Consider the following 15,279-nt stretch of genomic DNA (forward strand, 5'->3'; position numbering starts at 1 on the left):
ATATTAATGTTAAGGAAGTAAAAATGACGACAATTGAAAGAATCGAACGCCAGATTAAAGAAAACCCAATCCTGCTGTATATGAAAGGCTCTCCTAAGCTTCCTAGCTGCGGTTTTTCTGCTCAGGCAGTTCAAGCGTTATCTGCTTGTGGTGAACGTTTCGCTTATGTCGATATCCTGCAAAATCCAGATATCCGTGCAGAGCTACCAAAATACGCAAATTGGCCAACATTTCCCCAATTATGGGTTGACGGTGAATTAGTAGGTGGTTGTGATATCATCATGGAAATGTATCAGCGTGGTGAATTACAGTCACTGATTAAAGAAACAGCAGACAAGTACCGTCCTGCTGATGAGACGAAAGCTGAGTAATCTCGTCATTAATGTATCTAAAAAGACCGTATTAAGCGTTTAGACTAATACGGTCTTTCTATTTCGGAAACGGCTATTTTTTACTCTTGCTCCGCCGGTGGCCATCCACCGAGCTTTTTCCACTTATTAACTAACTCACAAAAAAGAAGAGCAGTGCGGTTTGTATCATACAAAGCGCCGTGAGCCTGCTTACCGTCGAAAGGGATCCCTGCTGCGACACAGGCCTTAGCTAAAATCGTTTGCCCAAAAACAAGGCCACTTAATGCAGCGGTATCAAAAGTCGCAAAAGGGTGGAAAGGGTTACGTTTTAAACCCGCACGTTCAGCGGCATTCATGACAAAGCTGTGGTCGAATGTGGCGTTGTGAGCCACAATGATAGCTCGATTACAATCGGTCGCTTTCATCCCTTTTCGTACCATTTTAAAAATGGCATGCAGTGCTTCATACTCACTAACAGCACCACGTAAAGGGTTAGTTGGGTCAATCCCCGTAAAAGCTAACGCAGCGGGTTCTAAATTAGCCCCTTCAAAGGGTTCAACATGAAAATGAAGTGTTTCATCAGGCGATAACCAGCCATCTTTATCCATTTTGAGCGTGATGGCGGCAATTTCAAGTAGACCATCCGTTTTGGCATTAAACCCACCAGTTTCTACATCAATGACAACAGGGTAATAGCCCCTGAAGCGGCTAACCAGTGCGTTAGGATTATTTTTATCAGACATTAGGCTTTCATTTTAGGTTTCCGGTTGTTGGTTATTATGCCAAAAACCGAAAAGTTTTGCAGATAAACTCACACTAGGCAGCATATGAACTGCCTAGTGACTTAAGAATCGAAATGAATTAATTACCGAGGCCTTTGCTAGCACTTTTGTTCTCAATTAGCTCGATTTTGTACCCATCAGGGTCTTCTACAAAAGCAATAATTGTACTACCACCTTTGACTGGGCCTGCTTCACGTGTCACATTTCCACCTGCACGGCGGATATCTTCACAGGTCTGAGCGACGTTATCGACACCGAGGGCAATATGGCCATAAGCTGTGCCTAATTCGTAACTATCAACCCCCCAGTTATAGGTGAGCTCAATTACGGCACCTTCACTTTCGTCACTGTAACCCACGAATGCCAATGAATATTTATACTCAGGGTTTTCACTGGTACGCAGTAGACGCATACCGAGAACCTTCGTGTAAAAATCAATTGAACGCTGCATATCCGTCACACGTAACATGGTATGTAGTAAGCGCATAAGAGAACTCCCTTGAATTAACTAAATGAAACTGAATCGTTTTAACGACTAATATAACGTACCTATTATCTTTAACACAATGAAATAGGTTTATTTATTGTACAAATAATAGATATAATCGTATTAGTGGAGTATATCATTAATTGGTGTTTTTAGTTAGGTGATATCAGTATGGCAGAGCAACTCGAGTTTTTTGAAATTCAAAGCCCTTGTCGTGGGATTTGCCAAGCCAATGAGCAAGGTTATTGCCGTGGTTGCTTTCGCTCTAGGGAAGAACGTTTCGGATGGTTAAAATTTACCGATAGCCAAAAGCGTAATATCTTACGTTTATGTCGTCAGCGCTATATTCGTTCAATAGCCGTCAAAACTCAGCAAGATGACTCACCTTCACCTCAACAAGAGCTTTTTTAATTGTTATCAACGCACTCATCCCCCATCAATCTTTTTAATTAAAGTTTTTTAACGACTATTCGTTGAAGCGTAATTAAATTGAAATGAAATTAATAAAACATAGTTAATTACTTCATATATCCTTCAATTAAATTTTAGTTATTCAAAATAATAATCAAATAAGGGCAAAGCTACCGAAAATGGCATGATTTTAAGATTAACTATATTTAATTGTTTTTAAAGGAGTAATCGGCAATTGTCTTTTTTATTGTTAATTGTAATTACTATAAGGGTTAAAATAGATAGATTCGAAAGAGGAGTAAGGCTATTCTTATTAACAAGATCATTGATAGTCTATGTGAGTAAATAAAACGATGTTTAATATATAAAATGAGTGGATTTAATGGGTGATTAAAATCACAAATCAAATGATTGACTATGACTATAAATAGGTATTTATCATGGTTTTTTCTAATAATTAGTTGTCATAGCAAGAAGGAGTGAATATATAATTTAAAGAATAATTTATGGGTTGTATATTTGTTGGGCAGAATAGTGTTATATAAGGAGGGAACATTGGAGTCACAAATAGGAGCTGATTTATCACGTGTTGTACGCATGTGGAGATCACTGATTGATCATCGTTTGAAACCACTTAAGCTAACGCAAACGCATTGGATTACGTTACATAATATTAGCCAGCTACCGCCGGAGCAGTCGCAAATTCAACTTGCAAAAGCGATTGGTATTGAGCAACCTTCATTAGTGAGAACGTTAGATCAGTTAGAGGAAAAAAAACTGATTTCTCGTCACACTTGTGCGAATGACCGTCGTGCAAAAAGAATAAAACTGACACCAGAGTCTGAGCCATTTATCAAAACAGTTGATGAGGTAATTGATAATACACGCAAAGAGATTTTAGGAAATATTACACAGGATGAACTGGGTCAGTTATCATTATTGTTACTGAAATTAGAGAAAAATATTTTACGATTACAAGGAGATTTATAATTAGTGAAATTATTAATGAGCTAAGTACATTATTAAACTTTAAATCATTATGACAAGATTAATTATCTATTTTATTGATAGAACTTTTCTTCTGATTTTTTCGCCTAATAAATTAGTATGAAACTAAATTATTGGCTTTATTTATTGTTTGATGATAAATCATTTTTATTTTAACTGATTTATAAGATAGAAGGGTGTTTAAAGTTTACTGCTGTTAACTTGAGTAGCAAGTGATACTTTTTAGATTAATTGTGTTTTGAGGAACAAATCAAACAGCGTAAAAATAATCATTGGAATTTAAGCAAACATTAATATTTGTCAGTTATTTACAGATGTTCAACGGTTTGTTGGTACTGCATAAGATGTCAAATCCAAAGTCCAATAAGGAAGTGAAACTGTAGATGTATGATGACTACACAACAATGGTTTAGGTAACCTTAAAATTAAGAAGATATGTTCACCGGTCAGAATTTTGCCGGTGAACATATACTAAGATTAACGTGGAGAAACAGTGACCGTGCCGCCACTATTTGCAATCATGACACGTTGGCCAGAACGGAAAACACTTGGATCTTGTTTTTGAACGACGACAATGTTTTTGCCGCTATCAAGACGGATCTCTAACTGTACACCTTGGCTTCTATTCAGCGCACCTTGGGCTTCTTGGCCTGCTAAACCACCCGCAATAGCCCCCGCAGCGGTTGCAAGCGTTTTACCAGAGCCGCCACCAATGGTGTTACCCAATAGGCCGCCTAGTACCGCACCACCAATTGCACCGATAACGTTTCCATCATCACCTGCTTGGATAGTAACAGGGCGAGCATTAAGCACAGTGCCGTAAGTCACAGTCTGTACTTGTTTCGCGTCTTTAGCTGAAATAGTATCACCAGAAAGTGTACTGGTATTGACACAGCCAGATAATACAGTGACTGCTACAACACCGACGAAAACTTTCTTAAGCATAATTACTCCTATGAGACTTGCTGTCTGTGGCACTAACATAGCATTGGATTGTTGTTTTAACCATAATCACAATATGAAGATGACCATTATGATGTAGGGCTAAAACGGGTATCAGACTACTGATTTTGTTTTAAACAAAGTGTAAACACTAGGTAAAATATCTCAAAGTAGGAAATATTTCATAAAGTAAGGCACACTTTGTTAAATGTTTCCATTAAATAAATTGACGATACAAATATCATTGTGTGTTAATTGCACAAAAATTGTTCTAATTACCCAATGACGACCCTTGTTTGCATTGATAAATACCTTAGCTTGTTAATTATACTATAACTTATAATTGGCTAGGTAGATATTCGAGCGCCCAAATAACCTTATTGTCGATATTTTAAACGTAAAATCGTCAGGATCCGTGTACTGACTTTTTTTCTGCGAGTCAGCCCGAGAAATTACAATGTGTGGTTGACAAACTCCCCCATCAAAGCACAATCTTTTGAAGCTTAAATTCACAAAGCGTTATGCAACCTAAAGGAACAATAATGATAAAGTCAGGTCGTTATATAGGGATTATGTCAGGAACCAGCTTAGATGGGGTTGATGTTGTTCTTGCAGCGATTAGCGATAAATTTGTTGCTGAGCAATTAAGCATTAGTGTTGCGTTTCCTGTGGAGCTAAAAAAAAGAATTCTTAATATTTGCCAAGGCCAAGAAACCACATTATCTGAAATAGGAAAAATTGACCGTGAATTAGGGTCACTTTATGCCGATGCTGTGAATCAATTATTGGCGAAAGCCGGCATTCCCGCAAAAGATATCATTGCAATTGGTTGCCATGGGCAAACCGTCTGGCATGAACCCGATGGCCCGCAACCTTTTACTACACAACTGGGCGATAACAATAGAGTTGCTGCATTAACAGGCATTACGACGGTGGGGGATTTTAGGCGTCGCGATATGGCCTATGGTGGACAGGGGGCTCCATTAGTACCTGCATTCCACTTGGCAGTATTAGGCCATGCAATAGAAAAAAGAATTATATTAAATATTGGTGGCATATCGAACATTACCGCTTTACTGCCGGGGGCTTATGTCAAAGGTTACGATACCGGGCCTGGTAATATGTTGATGGATACCTGGATATGGCGTCATAAACAGTGTGCATACGATGAAAATGGTCATTGGGCGAGTACAGGTACGGTACATCAACCTTTGCTCAAGGCGATGTTACGTGATCCGTACTTCCGGCGGTCGGCACCAAAAAGCACTGGGCGTGAATATTTTAATATGCAATGGTTAGATAAGCACTTATCTGACTTCCCTGATATTTTGCCTCAAGATGTGCAAGCGACTTTATGTGAATTAACCGCCGCGTCAATTGCCGAGCAGATTTTACTGTGTGGCGGCTGTGAACGTTTAATTGTTTGTGGGGGTGGTGCAAAAAATAGCTTTTTGATGCAGCGCCTAGCGGCTTTGCTTCCGGGGACAGAGGTGGGGCCAAGTGATAAATATGGTTTAAGCGGTGATGATATGGAAGCATTAGCTTTCGCATGGCTGGCTGCTCGAACTATGGCTAATTTGCCGGGGAATCTTGCATCCGTGACAGGCGCTGAACGTGAAACGGTGTTAGGTGCGATTTATCCCGCGAATATCGATGAAAAATAATTGCGTTAAGGAAATAAGTAAACGATGAATGACGCACAAAATTTAGAGTTAGCAGCATTACGCCGTGAATACACGAAAGGTGGTTTAAGGCGATCTGACTTAACGGCAGACCCACTAGATCTGTTTGAGAAGTGGTTAAAACAGGCCTGTGAAGCGAATTTAAGTGATCCTACTGCAATGTGTGTTGCGACTGTTGATGAAACAGGTCAGCCGTATCAACGTATTGTTTTGTTAAAGCACTTCGATGAAAAAGGGTTGGTCTTTTATACCAACATGGGGAGCCGAAAAGCGCAGCATTTAGGAAAAAACAATAAAGTCAGCTTACATTTCCCATGGTACCCACTTGAGCGCCAAGTGAGTTTTTTAGGGGTGGCAGAGCGTTTAAACCCTATTGAGGTCGTCAAGTATTTCCATAGTCGTCCAAAAGATAGCCAGATTGCGGCTTGGGCATCTCAGCAATCATCCAGAATTTCAGCGCGTAGCATTTTGGAAGGTAAATTTTTAGAACTAAAACAAAAGTTCCAAAATGGCGAAGTGCCACTACCGAGTTTTTGGGGTGGTTTCCGTGTGGTATTCAATAGTGTTGAGTTCTGGCAAGGGGGAGCCAACCGGTTACATGACCGTTTTATTTATCAGCGAGACGGGGATGGCTGGAAAATTGATAGATTAGCGCCGTAATTAAATGTTTTTTAGCTGGCACTTCACAGCTAGGCGCTTTATGCTATAGGTTCGTTTACGAAAACTGACAAGCGACACCTACGAGATTGGGTAATCACTCCCAGCTCGAGGTCATTTTACTAAAAATAGATAGACAAAATTCAACTGATGGAGTCATTGATGTCTAGCAATAACCTGATTAAACAATTGCAAGAGCGGGGCCTCGTTGCCCAGGTAACGGATGAGGATGCGTTAGCAGAGAGACTGGCGCAAGGCCCTATCTCTCTCTATTGCGGCTTCGACCCTACCGCCGACAGCTTGCACTTGGGACATCTGGTTCCCTTGCTGTGTTTAAAACGATTCCAACTAGCCGGGCACAAGCCTGTGGCGTTGGTCGGTGGCGCGACGGGTCTGATTGGCGATCCGAGTTTTAAAGCCTCTGAGCGTAAATTAAATACCGCAGAGACCGTCCAAGAATGGGTAGAAAAAATCCGTAATCAAGTATCGCCTTTCCTAAGTTTTGATTGTGGCGATAACAGCGCTAAATTAGCCAACAACTACGATTGGTTTGGTAAAATGGATGTGCTGACTTTCTTACGTGATATTGGTAAACACTTTTCTGTTAACCAAATGATCAACAAAGAAGCGGTAAAACAACGCCTAAATCGTGATGATGTGGGGATCTCTTTCACTGAGTTTGCTTATAACCTGCTGCAAGGTTATGACTTCGCAAACCTCAATAAAGAGCATGGTGTTGAGTTACAAATTGGTGGTTCTGACCAGTGGGGTAACATTACTTCGGGTATTGATTTGACTCGCCGTTTAAATCAAAACCAAGTATTCGGTATGACTGTACCGTTAATCACCAAATCAGATGGTACTAAATTCGGTAAAACTGAAGGTGGTGCAGTCTGGCTTGATCCTAAGAAAACCAGTCCATACAAATTCTACCAATTCTGGATCAATACGGCTGATGCTGACGTCTATCGCTTCTTAAAATTCTTTACCTTCATGGAGTTAAGCGAAATTGATGCACTTGAAGAAGAAGATAAAAACAGCGGTAAAGCGCCACGTGCACAATATGTTTTAGCTGAAAATGTAACTCGACTGGTACATGGTGAAGAAGGTTTAGCCGCGGCGCGTCGTATTACTGAAAGCCTTTTCTCTGGTGCAGTGTCTGATTTGACCGAAGCGGATTTTGAACAATTGGCTCAAGATGGTATGCCATGCATTACGCTTGAAAATGGTGCTGACTTACAGCAAGCGCTTGTTGATTCAGAGTTAACGCCTTCACGCGGACAGGCAAGAACAGCAATTAGTTCAAATGCGGTGGCAGTTAACGGTCAAAAACAGACCGATCCAATGTATGTGTTCAGTGATTCTGATCGCCTGTTTGGGCGTTTCACACTGATCCGTCGTGGTAAGAAAAACGACTGCTTAATCAACTGGAAATAACGCTGACGAACCTTTGTCCTACTAGCCCGAGAAGTTCTCGGGCTATTTGTATTCATCATATTTTTCAGATGGCATGATTGACTAAATATATTGAGTTACTGTGAACATACCTGTTTCTATGAACGTTAGTATTGCCTCATTGGTTGGTCACATCTATTTGGAATTATTTTGAATCTATATACGCAATGGTGAATCACTGATTTCGCTTCATTCGATTTAACAATTCCTTGGGTCTTCCATGAAAAGTGTTCTCTCAATTCAATCCCATGTTGTTTTCGGTCATGCAGGAAACAGTGCGGCTGTCTTTCCTATGTGCCGTATGGGCGTCGATGTATGGCCACTCAACACCGTACAATTTTCCAATCATACGCAGTACCCGCAATGGACGGGCACAGTTTTTCCCGCTCAACATTTAACAGAGATTGTTAGCGGCTTAGCTAAAATTCATAAATTAGACATTTGTGATGCCGTCTTAAGCGGTTATATCGGCTCTGCTGAGCAAGGCAATGATATTCTTGCGATTGTCAAACAAGTCAAAGCAGCAAATCCACAGGCGCTCTATTTTTGTGATCCGGTAATGGGGCATCCAGAGAAAGGATGTATCGTTGCTCCAGGAGTCGCTGAGTTTTTATGTCAACAAGCCTTACAAGCTAGTGACATCATCGCACCTAACCTACTTGAGTTAGAAACACTGTCAGGAAAAACCATTGCAACGGTAGAGCAAGCTGTGGAAGCAGCACGTCAATTATGTTGCAAAGGGCCTAAAATTGTTCTAGTCAAACATCTAAGTCGAGCGGGCTACAGAGCCGATCGTTTTGAAATGATTTTAGTCACCGCAGAGCATAGCTGGCATGTGAGCCGACCTTTGGTTGATTTTGGTGAAAAGCAGCCGGTAGGAGTGGGGGATTTGACGAGTGGTTTGATGCTGGTGAATTTATTAAAAGGTGAAAGTTTGCCTAAAGCTTTAGAGCATGTAGCTGCCGCTGTTTATGAGGTGATGTTACAAACCAAAGTAATGGGTGAGTATGAGCTTCAATTAGTTGCGGCGCAGGATAAGATGGTTACACCAGAACATAAATTCTGTGCAACCGCACTTGATTAAAGTGTGCAAACAAATAGAACAGGTAGCGCTCCATTATGGAGCGCTACAGTAAAATCAGATCAAACCTTCAGCAGCTAATGCTTCTTGGACTTTAGGGCGCTTAGCGACTTTGTCTCGATACTCTGTTAAATGTTTCAGATGAGTAATATCAACACCGACGATTTTTGCCCAGTTACTCACGGTAAATAAATAAGCATCAGCAACAGTAAAGCTGTCATCGGCAAAGAAGGCTTTTTTAGCCAGTACATCATCAACATATTGGAATTTTTTGATGAGTGTCGCTTTAGCCATCTCTTTATACTCATCAGGAGTGCCCGGCGTGAATAAAGGCGCAAAATTCTTATGTAGCTCAGTAGAAATAAAATTCAGAGCCTCCAATTGATGGTAGCGTTTCATCGTACCTGCTGGCGCGATTAGATTTCTATCTTGTTTTTGATCAGCGAGATACTGGACGATCACGGCTCCTTCAGTTAGCTGTTCGCCATCATCTAAGATTAAAGTAGGAACTTGCCCTTTCGGGTTGATAGCTAAGAAATCTTCGCCATTTTCGGTTTTCTTCTCTTTTAAATTGACACGCACAATGCTGAAATCCAGCCCTGTTTCGCGCAAGATAATGTGAGGGGAAAGGGAACAAGCACCGGGAGCATAATACAATTTCATCATAAAACTCCTAAATAGTTATATTGGCAATCAGCAGACTAATATCACCCATAGTATATCATGACGTATGAGAAAGCATTTGCTTTAAGATGTCAGTATTTATTCGTTTTAGAGTAGGCAGATGATTAGATGTAACTTTAGTAAATAATTAAGACTAATGCCTTATCTTTTATTGTGTGGAACTTGTTAGGATCCGCGTTCAAAATCAACTATCACAGAGTCGCCACTTTATAACGTTAGGCTTGTAACATGGAAAGTATGTGTAACAAATTAAAAATATTAAATAAACTTGATAACGTATTAATGGCGCATACGCCTAATCAGAGTACTGGATTTAAGCGTTTTGTTTTAGAATTTTGGTTTTTTGGCTTAATCAATGCGCGCTCATGCTTATTTGCGGGCTTCTTTTTTTTAGCATTGTTTCTTGTTCCTGTTAAAGGGCTATTTGGTTTACCTCGCTATGATATTTTACTGGTGTTTGCAGTACTATTTCAGGCTTTTCTTGTTTGGTCAAAGTTAGAGACTTGGGATGAGCTAAAAGCGATTTGTGTTTTCCATTTAGTGGGGTTTATCATGGAGTTGTTTAAAACTTCAGCGACAATAGCCTCGTGGCAATACCCCGATGAAGCCTATAGTAAACTGTGGGGAGTTCCTCTATTTACAGGATTTATGTATGCGGCTGTTGGTAGCTATATTATTCAGTCGTGGCGTTTTTTTAAAGTGCGTATTGAGCATTACCCACCTTATTGGATGGCAACATTGGTGGCTTTAGCGATATACATTAATTTTTTTAGCCATCATTATATTGATGATTACCGTTGGTATTTAACGGCTTTTATTTTTGGCCTATATGCACGTAGTACCGTTTTTTATACTCCCTTAGATAAAGAGCGGCGAATGCCATTATTACTTGCGTTTATGCTGATCGGCTTTTTTATTTGGTTAGCGGAAAATTTCGGAACTTTTTTGGGGTTTGGCAATACCCGAACCAAATTGGTGCGTGGTCGGTTGTGCATGCAGGGAAGTGGGGAGCTTGGTCTTTATTAGTCATTGTGACTTTTACGATTGTCGTTCATCTTAAACATATTAAGGCGAATGTCACAATCGCTCGTTAAATGCGGTTGTTTTTAAAAGCAAAACGCCATCCGGAGATGGCGTTTGTCATCAATCAACTAAAACTTATTTAAGTTCCAGTTCATTCATTGCGGCAATGCTGAAACCACCATCAACATGTACGACTTCACCAGTAATACCTGCTGCAAGATTTGAGCTTAGGAATGCCGCTGTATTACCCACGTCTTCGATAGTGACTGTACGACGAATTGGCGTTACAGCTTCGCAGTGTGCCAGCATTTTACGGAAGTCTTTGATACCTGATGCCGCGAGTGTACGGATTGGGCCTGCTGAAACCGCGTTGACACGGATACCTTGAGGACCCATTGCATTTGCCATATAACGAACGTTAGCTTCTAAAGAGGCTTTAGCAAGACCCATTACGTTATAGTTAGGAATAGCGCGCTCAGCACCTAAATAGGTAAGCGTCAGTAAAGAAGCATCTGGGTTTAGCATGTTACGGCATGCTTTTGCCATCGCAACAAAACTGTATGCACTGATATCGTGAGCGATACGGAAACCATCACGTGTTACCGCGTCAACATAATCGCCGTCAAGCTGATCTGCTGGTGCAAAGCCGATTGAGTGGACAAAGCCATCAAATTTAGGCCAGGATTTTCCTAATTCAGCAAACATAGCGTCAATACTTGCATCAACAGCAACATCACACTCAAGAACGATGTTAGAGTTTAAAGATGCAGCAAACTCTTCGACACGAGGTTTTAATTTTTCGTTTTGATAAGTGAACGCCAGTTCAGCGCCTTGTTCATGCATTGCTTTAGCAATACCGTATGCAATTGATAATTTACTGGCAACGCCAGTGATTAGAATGCGTTTGCCGGTTAAAAAACCCATAGCATTATCCTTGTTTATTTTCTATTGAAAACGCGAATATAACAGAAGACACCGTGTCTTGGGTAGTTTTCGCATTTTTTATTGACGAATCGTCGATATCTTACCATGTATTGCATAAAGAAGGGTATTTTGCTGTTCTCCTCGGAGCAGTCAAATATCCTGTCGCCATGCGTCAATGGATAAAGGTTCGCCGAAATGGCTCTCAATCAATCGACGGGTGACATCATGAAGTGGTGACGCTAGCACTTCAGCAGTATTTCCGCGCTCGACGACAACCCCTTTATCCATGACTAACATTTTATCGCTAATATGCTTCATCATTCCTAAATGCTGCGTGACATAAATGTAAGCAATATCCTGCTTTGCCTGCAACTCCAACATCAGATTGATAATTTGTGAACGCATTGACATATCTAAGGAGGCCAATGCTTCATCCGCAATAATAATTTCAGGCTGTAAAATTAGCGCTCTTGCCAATGCGACACGCTGCTTTTGGCCTGACGCAAGCATATGAGGGTAATATTCTGCATGATCGGCCAATAGACCCACTTGGCGAAGCGTTTGAATAATACGGCGCTCTCGCTCAATACCGGTCAGTTCCGTGTTCAGCTTTAGTGGTAACTCAAGGGTTTGACCAATACGTTGGCGAGGGTTTAGCGAGGTGCTGGGATCTTGGAATATCATACGGATACGCTGGCTACGGTAACTGTAGTCACCATAACTGAGGCGGTGACCGCGGATCATAATCTCGCCTGCGGTCGGCTCCGTGACGCCGGATAACATACGAGCAAGGGTTGATTTCCCCGAACCGTTGGCACCAATAATGGCTAATGTCTGGCCTGCCTGTAAGTTAAAGCTCAATGGTTTCACCGCTTCTAATTCATAACGGCGGAATAGCCCCTCGCGAAAACGAAAAGTTTTGGTGAGATTGCGAACCTCAAGTAACGTTTCCATCAGGATGGTTCCTCCGTATTTAGCGGATAATGACAGGCAAACAGATGGTTTTTGATATTACGTAGAGGTGGAGCCACGATACATGTCCGTTGTGCATAAGGGCAGCGGGGGCCAAGGCGACAGCCAATTGGAAGATGTTCCAGCGATGGGATGGCGCCCGGAAGGGTATTTAATCGGCCTTTATGGGGAATCGGGCTTTCAAAATCAGGTATTGAACGAATCAGTGCTTGTGTATAGGGGTGGCGAGGGCGTTGCAAAATATCCTCTGGTGTTGCGCTTTCAACAGTTTGACCACAATAAAGCACGTTAATTCTATCCACGAGTTTTGACATCATTTCCATATCATGGCTGATCAACAAGATAGTCATATTATTGTTTTGATTAAGCTTATCGAGCAGTCGGAAAATTTGTGCTTGGGTAGTGGACTCCATCGCATTGGTTGGCTCATCGGCTATCAATAAACGTGGCTGATTCGCAATTGCAATGGCTATCATGACTTTTTGGCATTCACCATCAGTAAGTTCATAAGGGTAGCTACGCATAATGTCTTTATGATCTTTGATCCCCACGCGGTGTAATAATTCGATGGCTCGGCGCTTACGCCAATTAAAACGTTGCCACCAACGACCTTTATAAGTCCAGCCTGGGATAGCCTGTATCAATTGCTTGCCAATATTTTCGGCGGGGTCGAGACAAGATTGCGGCTCTTGGAAAATCATCGAAATATTATGACCGATCAACCGACGGCGCTTACGAGGGCTAAGTTTAAGTAAGTCAATATCTTGGAAACGAAAGCGGTCGGCGGTAACACGGATATTATCTTTGGTGACGCCACAAATGGCTTTGGCAATGAGGCTTTTACCTGAGCCAGACTCACCAACTAAGCCACGGACTTCCCCCTCAGTAAGGGTCATCGAAATACGGTCAACGGCTTTGACTGGGCCGTTGGCTGTCATAAATTCAATGGTCAAATTGCGGATGTCTAACAATGGCATTATTCAACCCCCGCATTGATTGCTCGGTGTAAGCCATCACCGAGTAAATTGACGAATAAGACACTTATCATAATCGCTGCACCGGGCAAAATGACTGACCAAGGGGCGACATAGATAAGCTCTAAACTATCCCCTAACATGGCTCCCCACTCAGAAGAGGGCAACTGTGCACCCAGATCAAGAAAGCCCAGCGCGGCAATATCCAAAATAGCGATAGAAAGTGCTCTCGTCAGCTCTGTTACTAAGATTGGGGTAATGTTAGGTAATACGGTATACCACAAAATAAAAATATTTGATGCGCCGTCAAGCCTAGCAGCAACAATATACTCTTTATCTAGCTCATCGTGAACAGCAACATAAATTGTTCTCACCATGCGAGGGATCAGGGCTAAGCAGATTGCGAGCATAGCATTTTGTAAACTCGCGCCCATGAATGCAACCACGATAATGGCAAGTAACAAAGACGGGATGGATAACAATGTATCAAGTATATGGTTGAAAACCGCTGATTTTAAGCCCCGTGTCATCCCTGCTAGACAGCCTAATATCAGGCCTATTAGAGTGGCAATAAAAGTGATTAATAATGCCGCGCCGAACGTCGATTTTGTGCCCAAAATGAGGCGGCTTAGGATATCCCTGCCGAGGTCGTCAGTACCTAGGAAAAAGGCGACATTACCATAGTGAGACCAAGAAGGCGGTAATAATTGGTAACCTAAGAATTGCTGATCGATGGTATAGGGCGCGATATAAGGGCCAATAAAAGAGAGCGCTAATAAAAATAGCACGCCATAGAAACCGATCATCGAGAGAATATCAGATGAAAAAATATTCCAGACAACCCGCGTAGGGGAAGGCATCTTCTGTTCACGATAAAAATTATCTGAGGACATACCAATCCTTATGTTTTAACGGATCCATCATTGCCCCTAAAATATCAGACAGTACGTTAACGGTAATCACTAAGGCCCCAATCAACATGACGCCAGCAGAAATAGCAGAGTAGTCTTGTTGGCGGATGGCGGTGACTAACCAACGCCCCAGTCCTGGCCAGTTAAATACCAATTCGGTCACCATGGTCAGTGTTAACATGGTAGAGAATTGTAGTCCTAATTTAGGGATAATTGGCGGGATCGCATTGTGGAAAATATGACGACGGATAATGGTAAGTCGTGATAACCCACGCGTTGCAGCCGCTTTAATGTAATTTTCACTGGCTATCTCTTCAGTACTATTTCGAACTAAACGAATGACCTCGGTAGTCGGAGCCAGAGCCAGTGTTAATACAGGTAAAATCATATGTTCGAGTACGTTTATGATCATTTGTTGGCGATAAGGTGAGTCGGAAAGCCAAGCATCAATTAATGCAAAACCTGTAACAGATTTTAGATTATAGAGAAGATCAATACGCCCAGACACTGGCAGCCAGCCTAATCGTAGTGAGAAAAACAGTGTCAAGACTAACGCTAACACAAAGACGGGTACAGAAAAGCCAAGTAATGCAAAGGTGCTGATTGCAATATCTGCGGGTTTATTTCGCCAAAAGGCGGCAATCATCCCTAAAGGAATACCGACGATCAGGGCAAACATAAAGGCTAAAATACACAATTCCATTGTTGCAGGGAACGTGTCTTTTAATTGCTCTGTAATGGGTTCGCCATTAATACTGGAAACGCCAAAATCAAAGTGGAGTAGACCATCGAAATAAAATAGATAAGCATCAATAAGCGATGCGCCGCTTAAAGGCGCATTAGGCGTGAAATAGCTGAGGCTAAAGCTCACCAAAGAGAGAAAAAAAACGGTGACTAACAGCAAAAGTAAACGACGCAGCGAATAGATGATCATGG

General features: G+C 41.6%; 16 protein-coding genes and 1 pseudogene. 8 read left to right on the forward strand and 9 right to left on the reverse strand.

Annotation, left to right across the window (positions count from 1 at the left end):
* The first annotated feature begins 23 nt into the window (after positions 1 to 23).
* On the forward strand, positions 24 to 371 hold the full coding sequence (locus tag PR699_RS01570; RefSeq protein WP_014658226.1) for a Grx4 family monothiol glutaredoxin: 348 nt from the start codon (positions 24 to 26) through the stop codon (positions 369 to 371).
* A gap of 80 nt (positions 372 to 451) precedes the next feature.
* Here the strand turns inward: PR699_RS01570 and rnt are convergent, their stop codons facing one another.
* Both rnt and gloA read right to left on the reverse strand, forming a co-directional pair.
* Positions 452 to 1,093, reverse strand: a complete 642-nt coding sequence (rnt, locus tag PR699_RS01575) for a ribonuclease T (protein ID WP_004919199.1) — start codon at positions 1,091 to 1,093, stop codon at positions 452 to 454.
* 118 nt (positions 1,094 to 1,211) lie between these two features.
* The gene (gene gloA / locus PR699_RS01580; protein WP_014658227.1) at positions 1,212 to 1,619 is read right to left on the reverse strand and encodes a lactoylglutathione lyase; all 408 of its coding nucleotides are present in this window, start codon (positions 1,617 to 1,619) and stop codon (positions 1,212 to 1,214) included.
* Positions 1,620 to 1,790: 171 nt separating this feature from the next.
* On the opposite strand from gloA, the gene PR699_RS01585 reads away from it, so the two are divergent.
* A complete protein-coding gene (locus PR699_RS01585) occupies positions 1,791 to 2,030 on the forward strand; it encodes a DUF1289 domain-containing protein (RefSeq protein ID WP_004919204.1) in 240 nt (79 codons plus the stop codon).
* Between the two features lie 555 nt (positions 2,031 to 2,585).
* Complete coding sequence (gene slyA / locus PR699_RS01590) at positions 2,586 to 3,020, forward strand: transcriptional regulator SlyA (protein WP_036940025.1); 435 nt, start codon at positions 2,586 to 2,588, stop codon at positions 3,018 to 3,020.
* A 495-nt stretch (positions 3,021 to 3,515) separates the two neighbouring features.
* Here slyA and PR699_RS01595 read toward each other — a convergent pair whose 3' ends face one another.
* Positions 3,516 to 3,983, reverse strand: a complete 468-nt coding sequence (locus PR699_RS01595) for a glycine zipper 2TM domain-containing protein (RefSeq protein WP_014658229.1) — start codon at positions 3,981 to 3,983, stop codon at positions 3,516 to 3,518.
* Between the two features lie 542 nt (positions 3,984 to 4,525).
* Here PR699_RS01595 and anmK point away from each other — a divergent pair.
* From anmK to pdxY, 4 genes are all read left to right on the forward strand, one after another.
* Entirely contained in the window at positions 4,526 to 5,644 is a 1,119-nt protein-coding gene (gene anmK / locus PR699_RS01600; protein WP_041705626.1) for an anhydro-N-acetylmuramic acid kinase, read from the forward strand.
* A 24-nt stretch (positions 5,645 to 5,668) separates the two neighbouring features.
* Positions 5,669 to 6,322 (forward strand): pyridoxamine 5'-phosphate oxidase, encoded by a 654-nt coding sequence (gene pdxH, locus PR699_RS01605; protein ID WP_004919212.1) that lies wholly within the window; start codon positions 5,669 to 5,671, stop codon positions 6,320 to 6,322.
* A gap of 159 nt (positions 6,323 to 6,481) precedes the next feature.
* On the forward strand, positions 6,482 to 7,756 hold the full coding sequence (tyrS, locus tag PR699_RS01610) for a tyrosine--tRNA ligase (RefSeq protein WP_004919214.1): 1,275 nt from the start codon (positions 6,482 to 6,484) through the stop codon (positions 7,754 to 7,756).
* Positions 7,757 to 7,994: 238 nt separating this feature from the next.
* Entirely contained in the window at positions 7,995 to 8,858 is an 864-nt protein-coding gene (pdxY, locus tag PR699_RS01615; RefSeq protein WP_014658231.1) for a pyridoxal kinase PdxY, read from the forward strand.
* Between the two features lie 54 nt (positions 8,859 to 8,912).
* Here the strand turns inward: pdxY and gstA are convergent, their stop codons facing one another.
* Positions 8,913 to 9,518 carry a glutathione transferase GstA gene (gene gstA, locus PR699_RS01620; RefSeq protein WP_014658232.1) on the reverse strand — a complete coding sequence of 202 codons (606 nt, stop codon included), beginning with the start codon at positions 9,516 to 9,518 and terminating at the stop codon, positions 8,913 to 8,915.
* A 372-nt stretch (positions 9,519 to 9,890) separates the two neighbouring features.
* Between gstA and PR699_RS01625 the strand changes: the two are divergent.
* A pseudogene (locus tag PR699_RS01625) lies at positions 9,891 to 10,633 on the forward strand (DUF817 domain-containing protein).
* 64 nt (positions 10,634 to 10,697) lie between these two features.
* Here the strand turns inward: PR699_RS01625 and fabI are convergent.
* The 5 genes from fabI to sapB form a co-directional block, all read right to left on the reverse strand.
* The gene (gene fabI / locus PR699_RS01630; RefSeq protein ID WP_004919224.1) at positions 10,698 to 11,486 is read right to left on the reverse strand and encodes an enoyl-ACP reductase FabI; all 789 of its coding nucleotides are present in this window, start codon (positions 11,484 to 11,486) and stop codon (positions 10,698 to 10,700) included.
* A 150-nt stretch (positions 11,487 to 11,636) separates the two neighbouring features.
* Complete coding sequence (sapF, locus tag PR699_RS01635; RefSeq protein WP_014658233.1) at positions 11,637 to 12,440, reverse strand: putrescine export ABC transporter ATP-binding protein SapF; 804 nt, start codon at positions 12,438 to 12,440, stop codon at positions 11,637 to 11,639.
* Positions 12,440 to 13,435: a putrescine export ABC transporter ATP-binding protein SapD gene (gene sapD / locus PR699_RS01640; protein ID WP_004919228.1), complete on the reverse strand. Its 996-nt coding sequence runs from the start codon at positions 13,433 to 13,435 to the stop codon at positions 12,440 to 12,442. Before sapD ends, sapF begins: the two co-directional genes overlap by 1 nt.
* Positions 13,435 to 14,325, reverse strand: a complete 891-nt coding sequence (gene sapC, locus PR699_RS01645) for a putrescine export ABC transporter permease SapC (protein WP_004919231.1) — start codon at positions 14,323 to 14,325, stop codon at positions 13,435 to 13,437. Before sapC ends, sapD begins: the two co-directional genes overlap by 1 nt.
* On the reverse strand, positions 14,312 to 15,277 hold the full coding sequence (gene sapB / locus PR699_RS01650) for a putrescine export ABC transporter permease SapB (RefSeq protein ID WP_004919233.1): 966 nt from the start codon (positions 15,275 to 15,277) through the stop codon (positions 14,312 to 14,314). The genes sapC and sapB overlap by 14 nt, the downstream gene beginning before the upstream one ends.
* Between the last annotated feature and the right edge of the window lie 2 nt (positions 15,278 to 15,279).

The sequence above is a fragment of the Providencia sp. PROV268 genome, assembly GCF_028477805.1.
GTDB lineage: Bacteria > Pseudomonadota > Gammaproteobacteria > Enterobacterales > Enterobacteriaceae > Providencia > Providencia stuartii.

Excerpts from the sequence above, each read along its gene's own strand:
- gloA (WP_014658227.1), bottom strand. The coding sequence starts at position 1,619 with ATGCGCTTACTACATACCATGTTACGTGTGACGGATATGCAGCGTTCA.
- PR699_RS01585 (WP_004919204.1), top strand. The coding sequence starts at position 1,791 with ATGGCAGAGCAACTCGAGTTTTTTGAAATTCAAAGCCCTTGTCGTGGG.
- pdxY (WP_014658231.1), top strand. The coding sequence starts at position 7,995 with ATGAAAAGTGTTCTCTCAATTCAATCCCATGTTGTTTTCGGTCATGCA.
- sapB (WP_004919233.1), bottom strand. The coding sequence starts at position 15,277 with ATGATCATCTATTCGCTGCGTCGTTTACTTTTGCTGTTAGTCACCGTT.
- sapC (WP_004919231.1), bottom strand. The coding sequence starts at position 14,325 with ATGTCCTCAGATAATTTTTATCGTGAACAGAAGATGCCTTCCCCTACG.
- PR699_RS01570 (WP_014658226.1), top strand. The coding sequence starts at position 24 with ATGACGACAATTGAAAGAATCGAACGCCAGATTAAAGAAAACCCAATC.
- fabI (WP_004919224.1), bottom strand. The coding sequence starts at position 11,486 with ATGGGTTTTTTAACCGGCAAACGCATTCTAATCACTGGCGTTGCCAGT.
- pdxH (WP_004919212.1), top strand. The coding sequence starts at position 5,669 with ATGAATGACGCACAAAATTTAGAGTTAGCAGCATTACGCCGTGAATAC.
- sapF (WP_014658233.1), bottom strand. The coding sequence starts at position 12,440 with ATGGAAACGTTACTTGAGGTTCGCAATCTCACCAAAACTTTTCGTTTT.
- rnt (WP_004919199.1), bottom strand. The coding sequence starts at position 1,093 with ATGTCTGATAAAAATAATCCTAACGCACTGGTTAGCCGCTTCAGGGGC.
- gstA (WP_014658232.1), bottom strand. The coding sequence starts at position 9,518 with ATGAAATTGTATTATGCTCCCGGTGCTTGTTCCCTTTCCCCTCACATT.
- PR699_RS01595 (WP_014658229.1), bottom strand. The coding sequence starts at position 3,983 with ATGCTTAAGAAAGTTTTCGTCGGTGTTGTAGCAGTCACTGTATTATCT.
- tyrS (WP_004919214.1), top strand. The coding sequence starts at position 6,482 with ATGTCTAGCAATAACCTGATTAAACAATTGCAAGAGCGGGGCCTCGTT.
- sapD (WP_004919228.1), bottom strand. The coding sequence starts at position 13,435 with ATGCCATTGTTAGACATCCGCAATTTGACCATTGAATTTATGACAGCC.